This window comes from Streptomyces sp. NPDC047869 (genome assembly GCF_040704065.1).
In the GTDB taxonomy this organism is placed as follows: Bacteria; Actinomycetota; Actinomycetes; order Streptomycetales; family Streptomycetaceae; genus Streptomyces.
This window is the reverse complement of sequence record NZ_JBEYRK010000020.1, coordinates 38,764-52,162: the sequence shown is the minus strand read 5'-3', so window position 1 is coordinate 52,162 and position 13,399 is coordinate 38,764. Positions and strand designations below refer to the sequence as shown.

The window sequence follows — 13,399 nt, the reverse complement described above, 5'->3', positions numbered from 1 at the left end:
AGCGCCGTCGCTGGTCGTCGACGCGTTCCGTGTACCCCTGGGCGTCCAGGTACTCCAGCAGCGGCACGGCCACCCGGCGCGTGGTGTCCAGGGCCCGCCGGGCCTCGCTCAGCGTGAACGGCTGCGGCAGCCGGCGCAGTACGGCCGCGGCCTCGGTGTCCGCGCCGGGCAGCAGCACGATGCCGTCGGCGATCCGCAGCAGGGCGCCCGCGGCCACGGCGGCGGCCAACTGCTTTCCGTTCAGGCCGAGTCGGGTCAGCCGGTCGGCCTCGGGCGCGCGGAAGGGCGCCCGGTTCAGATCCCCGCGCACGGCGTCCACGGCCGCCCGTACGGGCGGCGGCAGGGCGGGCCGGGCGGCGTCGGCGTCGTACAACCGGCCCTGCCGGTCCCGGAGCCGGGGTGCGGCCCGGACGAGGGCGTCCACCAGGGCGCGGTCGGGCAGGCCCAGCAGCCGGCGGGCCGCCTCGGCGGGGAGGCCGGGTTCCAGCGGGTGCGCCGCGGCGTACCGGCCGACCTCGGCGGCCAGCCGGTCCCCGAGGTCCGTCCAGTGCGCCTCGTCGGCCAGCCAGTCCCCGGCCACGGGTCCGGCCGGCGGCGGGGCGCCCATGGCGAGCAGGTCGGGGCGCCGGATCAGACCCCGGCGGCGCAGTTCCGCGGCGCCGTCCGGCTGCCCGGTCATCCCGGCGAGTTCGGCGGCGCGGCTACGGCCGGCGCCGCGCCGGGTCAGCCGGGGCGGGCGTACGTCGAGGACGGTGACGCCGCAGGGGGTGCGGCTGCCGCCGGGTTCGCGGAGCACCGCCCGGTCGCCGATCCGCAGGGGCAGTTCACGGTGCAGGGTGAGCCGAGCGGTGTCCTCGCCCAGGGGGCGGACGGTCACCGGGACGGCGGCCGTGCCGATGTGCAGGACGACCGAGCGGGGCAGGTCGCGGACGGTCTCGCCGGTGACCCGGACGTCGGCGGTGCCGGTCGTCAGCCAGCGGTCCGGGGTCAGCAGCGTCTGGCCGCGCCGCAGTGCGCCGGCTGCCGGGCCGTGCACGTTGACGGCGACCCGGGCCACCGCCCCGGCCTCCGTCCGCTCCTCGTGCAGGGTCTGCAGGCCGCGCACCCGCAGAACGTGACCGTCCCCGGTGACGAGCCGGTCGCCGACGCGCAGGGTGCCCGCGCCGAGCGTGCCGGTGACCACGGTGCCGTGGCCACGCACGGTGAACGCCCGGTCCAGCCACAGGCGTACGTCGGCCCCGGTGTCGGGCACGGGCAACGCGGCGGTCAGCCGGGCGAGTTCGGCGCGCAGATCGTCCAGTCCGGCCCCGGTGACCGCGCTGACCGCCACGGACGGCACCTTGCCGAGGGAGGTGGCGGCGAGCCGTTCCACGGCGTCCGCGCGCACCGGTTCGGGGTCGGCGAGGTCGCAGCGGGTCACCGCGAGGACGGCGTGCCGGACGCCGAGCGCGTCGAGGATCGCCAGGTGCTCCTGCGACTGGGGCTGCCAGCCCTGGTCGGCGGCGACGACGAACAGCACGGCGGGCACCGGGCCGGCACCGGCGAGCATGGTCGCGACGAAGCGCTCGTGCCCGGGTACGTCGACGAAGGCGAGGTGCTCCCCGTCCGGTTCGAGCCGCGTCCACACGAAGCCGAGGTCGAGGGTCAGGCCCCGGCGGCGCTCCTCCTCGTAGCGGTCCGGTTCCATGCCGGTGAGCGCCCGCAGCAGGGTGGACTTGCCGTGGTCGACGTGGCCGGCGGTGGCGAGGACGTGCATGCCGCCTACCCCTCCGCGGCCGGGCGGGCCGCCCGTACGGCCCCGGCCAGCCGGTCGTCGTCCTCCGGCGGCACGGCCCGCAGGTCGAGCAGGCAGCGCCCGGCCTCCAGCCGGCCGACCACCGGGACGCGGCCGGTGCGCAGTGCCACGGCGTACGGCTCGGGCAGCGAAAGCGCGGCGCTGGGCAGGGTGACGCCGGGCGCTCCTCCCCCGCCGACGGTGGCGGCGCCGGCGACGGCCCGGGCGTCGATCCCGTCGGCGCCGAGAGTCGCGGCGAGCCGGTCGGCGCGGTCCCGCAGGCCGGCCGGGTCGGCGGTGAGGGCGGTGGCGGTCGGGGTGGGCGGTCCGGTGAGCGTGGCCTCCAGGGCGGCCAGCGTGAGCTTGTCGACCCGCAGGGCACGGGCCAGCGGGTGCCTGGCCAGGGTGCGCACGAGGTCGGCCCGGCCCAGCAGCAGCCCGCACTGGGGGCCGCCGAGCAGCTTGTCGCCGCTGGCGGTGACGAGGGCGGCTCCGGCGCGCAGGGCCGTGGCGGCGTCCGGTTCCTCGGGCAGGTCCGGGTGCGGGGCGAGCAGTCCGGAGCCGATGTCGACGACGACGGGCGCCGCGAGCGCGGCCAGTTCACCGATCTCCGCGCCGCGGGTGAACCCGGTGATGCGGAAGTTGGAGGGGTGCACCTTGAGGATGAAGCCGGTCCCGGGTCCGACGGCGGCGGCATAGTCGGCGGCGGTGGTGCGGTTGGTGGTGCCGACCTCGCGGAGCCGGGCACCGGTCGAGACGAGCAGGTCGGGAAGGCGGAAGCCGTCGCCGATCTCCACCATCTCGCCCCGGCTGATGACGATCTCCCGGCCGGCCGCGAGGGCGGTGGCGGCCAGCACGAGCGCGGCGGCCCCGTTGTTGACGACGTGCACGCCGCCGGCGGCGGGGACGCGGTCGGCGAGCGCGGCCAGGGCGGAGCGGCCGCGCCGGGCCCGTACCCCCGTCGCCAGGTCGAGTTCGACGTCCGTGGGCCCGGCGGCCGCCGCCACCGCCTGCCGGGCCGCCGCCGACAGCGGCGCCCGGCCGAGGTTGGTGTGCAGCAGGACTCCGGTCGCGTTGATCACCGGCCGGAGCCCGCCGGCCGTGCCGGGGAGCAGGGCGACGGCGGTGTCACGGACCTGTTCCGGGGTGATGCCGCCCGCACGCGCCCGGTCCTGCGCTCCCCGTACCGCCCTCTTGACCACGTCCTCCCCGAGCCGCCGCGCGGCCCCGGCCAGCCAGGGGTCGCGCAGCAGCGCGTCGGTCCGCGGAATCCGGCGCCGCGCGTCGCCGCCGTCGCCGGGACGCGTGGCCGCCGGCTCCGACGGCCCGGGGGCGCCTGCCGTGTCCGGAGGGCTGCCCGGAGTACCGGAGCCTGATCCGGGCCCCGCCGTGCCGCCGGGGCCGCCTCCGGTGGTTCCCGGGTTCCGGTCGTCCCTGCCGGGTGCCACCCGCTGTTCCATGCCGCCCCTGTTCCTCCGGCCCTGCCGTGCCCGCGCGGGCATCGCTCATCGTCTCCCAGTGCCCTGGCCCGGCCGTTCGACACGCCGGGTGCGACCGGCCGTGTCACGGGCCGCCGCCGGGTTCCCGCGGCCGGTCGCGGGATCGCGGGGGCGGCCGGGGCGGGGGTGCCTCGCCCGCGGTGAGGTGCGCCAGCACCTCCACCAGTTCCTTGCAGGCCTGTTCCACGGAGCGCCGGGTGTTGCGCTGCTCGGTGATCACGGCGGACAGCAGCAGCGCGGTGAGCGCCATCGCCCCGTTGAAGGCCTGGAGTTTCGCCATGACCTCGATCCGGTTCAGCCCGGCGAAGGCGCCGACGGCGTCCGTCGCCGCGATGGTGGCCAGCACGGACGTCAGCAGGGCGCAGAGCATGCTGCCCGCGAGCTGGAAGCGCAGCGCGGCCCAGATGATCAGCGGATAGACGAGGAAGAGCAGGCTGATCGAGCTGTAGGCGGCCAGCGGCACGATGGCGCAGGCGACGACGGCCAGCGCGGCGGCCTCCTTCCAGCGCCTCAGCGGCGGGGGCCAGCGAGTGCGTCGCAGCAGCAGGAGGACCGGGGTGACGAGCAGGACGCCCATGGCGTCGCCCACCCACCAGGCCAGCCAGACGGTCCAGAAGGCGTGCGGCGCCAGTTTGTCGGTGAGGACGAGGACGCCGACGCCGAAGGTCGCGCTGATCGTCGTGGCCGCCAGCGCGCCGAGGAACACCAGGGCGAGCCCGTCGCGCAGCCGGCTGATCTCGGGGCGGAAGCCGGACCGGCGCAGCAGCAGTACCGCGACCACCGGTGCCACCGTCTGGCCGAAGAGGATGCCGACCACGTCCGGGCCGGGGGTGCCGAGGGACCAGGTGGCGAGGAGCGCGCCGACCGTGATGGCGGGCCAGCAGCCGAGACCGAAGAACAGCAGGGCGGCCACGGCCACTCCGGTGGGCGGCCAGATCGGGGTGACGACAGCGCCCTCGACGGCCAGTTCGCGCATGAGTCCGAGGCGCGCCGACCCGTAGTAGCAGGCGGCGACGGCCAGAAGCTGGACGGCGTAGCCGCCCGGCCGGCGCAGATCCTGGTAAGGCACCACAGCAGCCATCTCACACCGGCGGCCCTCCGTGTGCGAGGCGAAAGGCGTCCGGTCCCGCTCTATGGCTGAACGCCGGGCCGCCGCCGGGACCCCCCGCCCACCGCGTCCCGCCAGTGCGGTCCGGGCCCGTCGAGGCCCACCACCAGGACGGCGGCGTCGTCCTCGTGCCCCACGCTCTCGGCGCCCTTGATCACCGCGGCGGCCAGCGCGTACGCCTCCAGCCCGGCGACGGCGGCGATGCCGGCGAGCCGGACCACCTGGTCGAGGCCGTCCTCGATGTTCAGCGAGGGTCCCTCCACCACGCCGTCGGTGAGCAGTACGAACACGCCGCCGGTGGTGAGCCGGTGCGTGGTCACGGGGTACGTCGCACCCTGCTGGATGCCGAGCGGCGGGCCTCCCTCGTCGTCCGCGACGCCGGATTTGCCGTCCGCGGTGGCCCAGACGAAGGGTATGTGCCCGGCCCGTGCGCTCTCCATGACGCCCGTGGCGGGGTCGAGCCGCATGAAGGTGCAGGTGGCGAACAGTTCGATGCCCAGCGAGAGCAGCAGCTCGTTGGTCCGGGCGAGGACCTCGCCCGGCTCGGTGCTGACGGAGGCGAGCGCCCGCAGCGCGGTCCGCACCTGGCCCATGAAGGCGGCGGCCTCGATGTTGTGGCCCTGCACGTCCCCGATGGACATCCCGATGCGGCCGTCGGGCAGGGTGAAGGCGTCGTACCAGTCGCCGCCCACGTTGAGGCCGTGGCAGGCGGGTGTGTAGCGCACCGCCAGGTGCAGGCCGGGCGCGGTGGGGAGGTCCGGCGGGAGCATGCCGCGCTGCAGGGCGATGGCCAGTTCGACCTGGGTGCGCTGCAGCTCGGCGCGCTCGCGTGCCTGGGCGGTGAGCATCCCGAGCCGGATCAGCAGCTCGTCGCCATCGTCCGTGGTGCGCTTGCGGGGCATCGATCACATCCGGCTGGGCGGCAGCCTTTCAGGCTAAACGCCTAGATTTTACCCATTCGCGGCGATTCTCCCCAGAGCAAGGGCCACACGATCCGTGCGTCCCCCGCGATCCGCGCGATCAGCGGACCTCCGAGTCGATACCCGTCACGAACGCGGGGCCCAGCGGCGCCGTCCGCTCGTCCAGCCCGGCGCCGCGCAGCGCGGAGTCCGCGAGCCGGCGGGCCTCCTCCTCGGCGTGCGGGCCGGTGTCCGCCTCGACGGTCAGGCGGAGGGTGAAGGTGTTGTCCTCGTTGACGTTGAGTACGTCCAGGTCCTCGGTGCTGCCCATCCGCGTGGTGTGCGGATCGGCGGGCCGCAGCGCCCGGCTCAGCCGAGCACGGGCCTCGTCCCCGACTCCCGTCGTGAAGGTACCGGGCACGGTGATGACGTAGGTCGTCATGACGATCCTTTCCTCGGACTTTCCCCGCCTACCCCGTTTCCCGGCCTTCGCACGGGCGCGCCACGGCGCCCCCGCCCTGCCGGTTCAGACCCATCCGTCCAGCGCGGTCATGAACCCCTCGAAGTCGTCCCGGTAGAGAGTGTGACCGGCGTCCGGCACCCTGCGCACCTCGAAGCCCCGCCGCGCCAGCTCGTCGGCCATGGCGGGTGGTACGAGACTGTTCGCGCCGGGCAGCACCACCAGTGACGGCACCACCGGGCGCGCCGGGGTCCGGCTGACCGCGTAGGTGTCGGCGAGGGCCAGGGCGGTCGCCGCGTCCCAGTCGGCGATGGTCGCCAGCTCCACGTCCACGTCGGCCTCCTCCCAGCGCGGGTTGAAGCCCCGGATCACCGTGCGGGTGACGTGCTTGAAGTCGGCGAAGCCGGCGGCGGCCGACACCGCGTGCCCGGGCAGTTCCCACGCCGGGTCGCAGTAGACGGCCCGCTTCGGTGCCAGCCGCTCCACCGCGAGGGCGAGGGCCATGCCGCCGAGCGAGTGACCGATCGCCAGCTCGGGGCCGTCCGGCACGGTCTCCACGAGATCGTCCGCCCAGCTGTCGGCACCGTACTCGCCCCGGCCGCTCGCGCCGTGGCCGCGCAGGTCGACGCCGATGACCCGGTAGCCCCGGTCGGCGAGCACCGGCGCGACCCGGCGCCAGGTCCGGTGGTCGGACATGATCCCGTGGATCAGCACCGCGACCCGCTCTCCGGTCCCCCACTCTCGGGTGTGCAGCTTCATCGGCTCGCCTTTCTCGTCCGGGCGCCGCAGGATCCTGCCACCGAAGCGGCGGCCGATCCACCGGGGGCCACCGGGGGCCACCGGGAATCCACCGGTCCACGGGGCACCGGGGCGTCCATCGGGTGCGGCCGGTACTGCCGGTACTGCCGGTACGGCTCACAGCGGGGAGTGGGCCACCACGGTCACGTAGGCGCCGTAGAGCAGGGACACGACGGCCAGGGCACCGCCGACGAGCAGGGCCTGGGCCGGCCGCACCCGCCAGGTGCGGGCGAGTGCGCGGGCCGGCGGGATCAGCAGCGGGAAGACCGGCAGCAGGAAGCGGGGCTTGGACGAGAAGGAACCCGAGCCGCCCAGCACCAGCAGCACCAGCACCCCCGCGAACACCACCAGGGCCAGCGGGGCGCGGTCCAGGCAGAGCAGCCCGAACAGGACCACGCCGACCAGGACGAGCAGCAGCGCGGTGGGGTAGACGACACCACCGCCGTACAGGAACAGCAGCCGGAGGAAGCGCACGGCGCCGGCGCCGAAGTCGAAGCGCGACTCCCAGGCGCTCTGGACCGTGAAGTAGCCCCGGAACAGGTCACCGGTCCGGGCGCCCACCCACAGCACATAGCCGAGCCAGCCCAATGGGGCGAGGAGGACACCGGCCCACAGGGCGGCGGGCGCCCGGCCGCGCCGGCGCAGCAGTTCTTGCGCGGCGGCCACCCCGAGGGCCGCGGCGACGGCGAACCCGGTCGGCCGGGACAGTCCGGCCAGCGCGGCGAGCGAACCGGCCCACAGCCAGCGGCCCTTGAGCAGGCAGTACAGGGACCAGACCGCGAGCGCGGCGAACAGGGACTCGGTGTAGGCGATGGTCAGCTCGACGGAGTGCGGCAGGACGGCCCACAGGGCGACCAGGGCGGTGGCGGCGGCCCGGCCGTACAGGTGGTGGCCGATGAGGTAGAGGCCGTACGCGGCCACGCCCGCGGCGGCCCAGGCGACCAGCAGCCCGGCCTGTCCGGGAGTGCACGGGAGCACCGTCAGCACGACCCGGACGAGCCCGGGATACAGGGGGAAGAAGGCCCAGTCGGTCTGCACCGCGCCGGACGGGGTGATCCAGATGAGGTGCCCGTAGCCGTGGGTGGCGATGTGCAGGTACCAGCGGGAGTCCCAGGAGTGGGCGAGGCTCCTGGTCAGGGCGTGCCCGGCGAGGTGATCGGCGGCGACCGCGACGAGGATCCCGGCGAGCCGGACCGCCGCGAACAGCGCGAGGGCCGCCAGGGCGCCCTCGGGCATCCGGTGCCGGGCCACCCGGGGCGGTCCCGGACGGCGCAGGGGACCGGACGGGGCGGCCGGATCGGGCCGGGGTACGGAAGACGTGCTCACGCCGTCGACCTTGGCCAGAGCGGTGCGGGCGTGCAATGCGCGACCCGCGTGTCCCGGTCTCTTCCACCCTGATTCAGGAACGGAGGGGGTCCCCTGTCGAAGGACCCCCGGAAAGATCGAAGTAGGGTGTGGTTACCATATGAGCGCTGCCTAGCTCGAAAGATAGATCTGTGACTGTCAACGACGACTCGTTCACCAACTGGATGCACCGCGAGGAAACAGCGGAGTCCATGATCCCGATCATCGGAAAGCTGCACCGCGAGCGGGACGTGACCGTCCTGCTGCACAGCCGCTCCCTGGTGAACAAGTCGGTGGTCAGCATCCTGAAGACGCACCGCTTCGCCCGGCAGATCGCCGGTGAGGAGCTGTCGGTCACCGAGACCATGCCGTTCCTCCAGGCCCTGACCACCCTCGACCTCGGGCCCTCCCAGATCGACCTCGGCATGCTGGCCGCCACCTACAAGGCCGACGACCGCGGTCTGAGCGTGGCGGAGTTCACCGCGGAGGCCGTCGCCGGCGCCACCGGTGCCAACAAGATCGAGCGCCGCGAGCCGCGCGACGTCGTCCTGTACGGCTTCGGCCGCATCGGCCGCCTCGTCGCCCGGCTGCTGATCGAGAAGGCCGGCTCGGGCAACGGCCTGCGGCTGCGCGCCGTCGTCGTCCGCGGCGGCGGGGGCCGTGCCGCCGAGGATCTCGTCAAGCGCGCCTCGCTGCTGCGCCGCGACTCCATCCACGGCCAGTTCCAGGGCACCATCACGGTGGACGAGGACAGCAGCACGATCGTGGCCAACGGCAACGCGATCAAGGTCATCTACGCCGACGACCCGTCGCAGATCGACTACACCGAGTACGGCATCCGGGACGCCATCCTCATCGACAACACCGGCAAGTGGCGCGACCGCGAGGGCCTGTCCGAGCACCTGCGCCCCGGCATCGACAAGGTCGTGCTGACCGCGCCCGGCAAGGGCGACGTCCCGAACATCGTGCACGGCGTCAACCACGACACGATCAAGCCCGACGAGCGGATCCTGTCCTGCGCGTCCTGCACCACCAACGCGATCGTCCCGCCGCTGAAGGCCATGGACGACGAGTACGGCGTGCTGCGCGGCCACGTGGAGACCGTCCACTCGTTCACCAACGACCAGAACCTGCTGGACAATTACCACAAGGCCGAGCGCCGCGGCCGCTCCGCGCCGCTCAACATGGTGATCACCGAGACCGGTGCCGCCTCGGCCGTGGCGAAGGCGCTGCCCGACCTCAAGGCGCCGATCACCGGCAGCTCGATCCGCGTTCCGGTGCCGGACGTCTCGATCGCGATCCTCAACCTCCAGCTGGCCCGCGAGACCACCCGCGAGGACGTCCACGACTACCTGCGGAACGTGTCGCTGACCTCGCCGCTCAAGCGCCAGATCGACTTCACCACGGCGCCCGACGCGGTCTCCAGCGACTTCATCGGCTCGCGCCACGCCTCGATCGTGGACGCCGGCGCCCTCAAGGTGGAGGGGGACAACGCGATCCTCTACCTCTGGTACGACAACGAGTTCGGCTACTCCTGCCAGGTCGTCCGGGTCGTGCAGCACGTCTCGGGCGTGGAGTACCCGACGTACCCGGCGACGGCGGTCTGACGCCGGCACGCCTTGCGCATGACGGCCGCCGACCGGGTTCCCGGCCGGCGGCCTTCGTGCTCGAAGCTCCCGGTCAGGCCTTCGGCGGCCGGGCGCAGGCGCCCACGGCGCACGCGGTGAGCCACTGGTCGAAGTCGGCGTCGTAGCGGGTGCCGATGCCGTCGTGGTACACGCCGTATCCGCCGGCGTAGTCACCGGCGCGGAAGCGGGCGAGCACGCGCTGGACGTCGTCCGGGTGCCGCTCGGCCATGTAGCGCACGGCGAGGTAGCCCCAGGGGTAGGTGCGGGTCACGTCGCTGTTGCCGTAGGTGCTCTCGAAGAGGGTGCTCAGGCGGTACGTGTGCTTCGCCGCCTCCTGGACCGCCTGGCCGTAGTCCAGTCCCCGGTAGCCGTAGGAGACGTACTCGGCGAGGCCCTCGATCCACCACACGTCCGGCACCGAGGTCTGCTCGCCGAAGTCGCCCGGCATGTCGTCGCGGGCGTCGAGGAAGTGCGTGTACTCGTGGTTGAGGTTCCAGACGCGGGCGGCGAAGCCGTCGTCCACGTCCTTCTGGTACATGATCGAGGTCGGCCGGTTGGCCGGGTCGGACGGGTCTCCGCCGAGGGTGATGCCGCCGTTGTCGGTGCTGACGCCGTAGATCGCGCCCGCGTACGTCCGGTAGTCGGCGCGGCTCGCGAAGACGACGAGCTGGATGGTCGATGCGTACTGGCCGGGTATCGGGCCGTCGGCCCTGACGATGCCGCGGAAGTAGGCGCCCTGGTTCAGCACGCTCGCACACACGGCGTCCAGCTCTTCCGCGGTGAGGGCCTGGGCGCGGACGGTATGGGCCGCGTCGCAGCTGTGGGTGACCGGCAGGGCGGCCTCGGACAGCCTGCCGGGCAGGTCGCAGACGTCGTAGTAGGAGCAGCCCGTGCCGTCGTAGGAGCCGGCCTGTGTGGCGACGGCCACCCAGAGTCCGGCCGTCGGACCGGTGATCCGCGACCGGTCCAGCAGGTCCCTGGTCAACGGCCGCACGATGGCCCGCAGTTCCGGGTGCTCGACGTAACGGGCCAGGTTCATCCCGGCGTTGGTGTCCAGGAAGGCCAGATCGGTGCCGAGCAGGTCCATGTGGCCCAGCGCGAAGTCGTGCAGGGCACCGGTGACGCGCGGGTCGGCGGCGACCGCAGTCACGTACCGGGGGTTCCAGTTGCCGCGCCACAGCGGTGTGTGGACGTCGTTGACGGCCCTGACCATGCTGTCGACCGCGTCGTACGAGCCGTCGTAGGCCTCCAGCAGCCGCCGGTACACGTACAGATAGCGGTCCTGCTGATCGGCGCTGTCGGTGAGGATCACGCTCTCGCCGAGGAGGTCGCCGTTGACCGCCGTGACGTCCCGCGAGTGGCGGCGCGCGAAGAAGGCGTCCAGGCCCGCGGTGGTGGCGGCGGTGAGGCGGGAGGTGTACGGGCCCACGTCGCCGGGGTGGTTGAACTGCACGTAGTAGCCGGCGCGCAGGAAGAGGACGAGCTGCAGCAGGCCCGCCGAGTTGTCGCCCTGGTACCGCCCCGCCGCGCGCGTGAAGGCCCGGGCGACGCTCAGCATCTGCGGCTGACGGAAGACGTCGCGGGCGTCGGTGCCGGTGACGGAGAACAGCGTGTTGACGCAGTCCGCGGAGGAGGCCGTCACGAACGCGACGAGTGCCGCGCCGGTGCGGCCGCCGAAGTCGCCGGGCGCGCAGGAGGCGGCCTTCGCACCTGTGTGCGGGAGGGGTTCGGCTTCGCGGGTGAAGGGCGTTGCCTGCGGCGGCAGTTGGGCCGGGCTGAGCGGCCGCGCCCGGCCGGGAGCGGGACGTTCGGTGGCGCCGGGGGCCGGTCCGGTGGGCGGCGGTGCGGCGATGTGTCCGGCGGGGGCGGCCGGGGGTCCGGGTAAGGCCTGGGCCGGGGCCGACAGCAGGCCGGCCACGGTGGCGCAGACGGCGGCGGCACAGGCCAGCCGCCCGGGCAGCGCGAAGCGATGGCGCATCGGGATTCCTCCACGAAGGGGTGCGCCTCTGTGGGGTGTCGAGGCGTGGGAGGAATGTCTCAGCGCACCACCCCGGTAACAATGGCGTGTGACATAGCACATGGCACCGTGTGCCCATAACATCCCGATGCCTCACGGGGACAGCGGCCCGCTACGTCCCGGCGATGCTCCAGGTCCGGGCGGCCCACGCCCTCAAGTGCGGCGCCCCGGCGACCAGTTCGCGGTAGGCGCCGGTGGCCGACTGCATCAGCGCCTCCACGAGGTCGTCGCCGACCGCGTCGGGCCGCCAGGCCAGTACATAGCGGCACCACAGCGGTGATCCGGCCAGGGGCTTCACCGCGACGTGCGGGATCGGGCGCAGGGTGGGCTGGACCAGGGACACCCCGAGCCCGTCGGCGATCATGCTCTGGAGCTGCGCCTGGTCGCCGAGGAACTCGTGCACGGTGACGGGGGTGAACCCGGCGGCGGCACAGGCGTCGTAGAACACCCCGGGCCAGCCGGCCCCGTCGTCCGGTGTGACGAACCACGGGTCCCCGGCCAGGTCGGCGAGCTGCACCTGGGCGCTCTGCCGCAGGCGGTGACGGGCGGGCAGGGCGACGAACGTCGGCTCGGTGACGATGCCGCGGTGGCGCACGGCGGGCGAGTGCGCCAGTTCCCGGCCCGGGTAGTCGGCGGCTATGGCCGCGTCCACCGCCCCCTCCTCCAGCAGTTCCACGATCCTTGAGGAGGCGTAGACGCTGGTCACGCCGACGGACAGGTCCGGCAGCCGGGTACGGACACGGGACACGGCGCCCGAGAGCATCGGTGAGTTGGTCGCGGCCACGCGCAGGGTGCGGGCCGGGCGGGCGGCGGGCGGCCGGTGGCCGATGGCGTCTGCGCGGGCCAGCACGTCCCGGGCCTGGGCGACGACCTCGGCGCCGTACGGAGTGGTCCGCACCCCGCTCGCACCGCGCTCGAAGAGCGGCTCGCCCAGGTGCCGCTCGATGCGCCGGAGCTGGGTGCTGACGGCGGGCTGCGAGTAGCCGAGCTGCGCGGCGGCGCGGCCCACGCTTCCCGCGTCCGCGATCGCGCACAGCACCCGCAGGTGCCGAAGCTCCAGCTCCATCGATCCGCTCCCCGTCCCGGCCGTCCCCGTCCACAGTCGGCGCCGGTCCACGGCCGGCCCCGGTCGATTGTCCACCCCTCGGGACACGGGCGCCCACCACCTCCCCCGACGCCTGTACGGGAGACGTCGCCTCGGCTACAGCACTTTCCTGTTTGCCTATAGTAATTAGGCAAGCGCATAATGACTTCAGCCCAAGAGGAGGAAGCTGATGGTGCGCGCAGGTCTGACCACGGAACGTCTGGTCCGGGCGGGGGCGGAGCTGGCCGACGAGGCCGGCTTCGAGCAGGTGACGGTGTCGGCGCTGGCCCGGCGCTTCGACGTCAAGGTGGCCAGCCTGTACTCGCACCTGAAGAGTTCCCAGGACCTGAAGACCCGGATCGCCCTGCTCGCGCTGGAGGAGCTCGCCGACCGCGCCGCCGAGGCGCTGGCCGGGCGGGCCGGCAAGGACGCCCTTCGCGCCTTCGCCGACGCCTACCGCGACTACGCCCGGGAGCACCCCGGCCGTTACCAGGCGGCGCGGTTCCGGCTCGACCCGGAGACGGCCGCCGCGAGCGCGGGCGGCCGGCACGCGCAGATGACCCGGGCGATCCTGCGCGGCTACGACCTGGCCGAGCCCGACCAGACCCACGCCGTCCGGCTGCTCGGCAGCGTGTTCCACGGCTACGTCGATCTGGAGGCGGCCGGCGGCTTCAGCCACAGCGCCCCCGACTCCCAGGAGTCGTGGACCCGGATCCTGGACGCCCTCGACGCGCTGCTGCACGAGTGGCCGGCCCCCTGAACCCCGAACTCCCCGGCAAGACAGGCGC

General features: G+C 73.9%; 10 protein-coding genes and 1 pseudogene. 2 read left to right on the top strand and 9 right to left on the bottom strand.

The features are described from left to right. Positions 1-16 precede the first annotated feature (16 nt). The 7 genes and pseudogenes from selB to AB0924_RS24660 all read right to left on the bottom strand — a co-directional run. Positions 17-1,756 (bottom strand): annotated as a pseudogene (selB, locus tag AB0924_RS24690) (selenocysteine-specific translation elongation factor); the annotation flags it as partial. A 5-nt stretch (positions 1,757-1,761) separates the two neighbouring features. Next, the gene (gene selA, locus AB0924_RS24685) at positions 1,762-3,234 is read right to left on the bottom strand and encodes an L-seryl-tRNA(Sec) selenium transferase (RefSeq protein WP_366912537.1); all 1,473 of its coding nucleotides are present in this window, start codon (positions 3,232-3,234) and stop codon (positions 1,762-1,764) included. 103 nt (positions 3,235-3,337) lie between these two features. Beyond that, entirely contained in the window at positions 3,338-4,345 is a 1,008-nt protein-coding gene (locus AB0924_RS24680; protein WP_366912536.1) for an MASE1 domain-containing protein, read from the bottom strand. A gap of 59 nt (positions 4,346-4,404) precedes the next feature. After that, on the bottom strand, positions 4,405-5,283 hold the full coding sequence (locus tag AB0924_RS24675) for a PP2C family protein-serine/threonine phosphatase (protein WP_366912535.1): 879 nt from the start codon (positions 5,281-5,283) through the stop codon (positions 4,405-4,407). A gap of 118 nt (positions 5,284-5,401) precedes the next feature. Next, a complete protein-coding gene (locus AB0924_RS24670) occupies positions 5,402-5,722 on the bottom strand; it encodes a hypothetical protein (RefSeq protein WP_358932765.1) in 321 nt (106 codons plus the stop codon). An 84-nt stretch (positions 5,723-5,806) separates the two neighbouring features. Then, entirely contained in the window at positions 5,807-6,499 is a 693-nt protein-coding gene (locus tag AB0924_RS24665) for an alpha/beta hydrolase (RefSeq protein WP_366912534.1), read from the bottom strand. Positions 6,500-6,655: 156 nt separating this feature from the next. After that, positions 6,656-7,864 carry a hypothetical protein gene (locus AB0924_RS24660; protein WP_366912533.1) on the bottom strand — a complete coding sequence of 403 codons (1,209 nt, stop codon included), beginning with the start codon at positions 7,862-7,864 and terminating at the stop codon, positions 6,656-6,658. A 170-nt stretch (positions 7,865-8,034) separates the two neighbouring features. On the opposite strand from AB0924_RS24660, the gene AB0924_RS24655 reads away from it, so the two are divergent. Next, the gene (locus tag AB0924_RS24655; protein WP_358932771.1) at positions 8,035-9,489 is read left to right on the top strand and encodes a glyceraldehyde-3-phosphate dehydrogenase; all 1,455 of its coding nucleotides are present in this window, start codon (positions 8,035-8,037) and stop codon (positions 9,487-9,489) included. Between the two features lie 73 nt (positions 9,490-9,562). On the opposite strand, the gene AB0924_RS24650 is transcribed toward AB0924_RS24655, so the two are convergent. Together AB0924_RS24650 and AB0924_RS24645 are read right to left on the bottom strand one after the other, a co-directional pair. Beyond that, positions 9,563-11,488, bottom strand: a complete 1,926-nt coding sequence (locus AB0924_RS24650; RefSeq protein WP_366912532.1) for a collagenase — start codon at positions 11,486-11,488, stop codon at positions 9,563-9,565. 151 nt (positions 11,489-11,639) lie between these two features. After that, positions 11,640-12,593: a LysR family transcriptional regulator gene (locus tag AB0924_RS24645; protein ID WP_366912531.1), complete on the bottom strand. Its 954-nt coding sequence runs from the start codon at positions 12,591-12,593 to the stop codon at positions 11,640-11,642. Positions 12,594-12,801: 208 nt separating this feature from the next. On the opposite strand from AB0924_RS24645, the gene AB0924_RS24640 reads away from it, so the two are divergent. After that, positions 12,802-13,371 carry a WHG domain-containing protein gene (locus tag AB0924_RS24640; RefSeq protein WP_366912530.1) on the top strand — a complete coding sequence of 190 codons (570 nt, stop codon included), beginning with the start codon at positions 12,802-12,804 and terminating at the stop codon, positions 13,369-13,371. Positions 13,372-13,399 lie beyond the last annotated feature (28 nt).